Source organism: Bhargavaea massiliensis, assembly GCF_050480245.1.
In the GTDB taxonomy this organism is placed as follows: domain Bacteria; phylum Bacillota; class Bacilli; order Bacillales; family Anoxybacillaceae; genus Anoxybacillus.
This window is the reverse complement of the sequence record NZ_JBCNEQ010000070.1, coordinates 1-217: the sequence shown is the minus strand read 5'-3', so window position 1 is coordinate 217 and position 217 is coordinate 1. Positions and strand designations below refer to the sequence as shown.

Sequence of the window (217 nt, the reverse complement as noted above, 5' to 3'; positions counted from 1 at the left end):
GGGAAACAACATGTACAAGACCACATGCCTTCGTTTTTAACTACCGCCATCCGTCGAGCTCGTCCGCTGACCTCGTCTCGTCTGCTTGTCCGAATGGATGCAGGAAACGATGCGGAAGCGAATGTGCACGTATGTCTAAAGGAAGACGTGGACTTTGTCATCAAGCGAAACTTACGCCGAGAATCGAAAGTGCTTTGGTTCCAGATCGCTTCGCAAA

1 pseudogene is annotated in these 217 nt (G+C 50.2%); it reads left to right on the top strand.

From position 1 onward, the window contains the following. Positions 1 to 217 (top strand): annotated as a pseudogene (locus ABEV15_RS12625) (IS1380 family transposase); the annotation flags it as partial.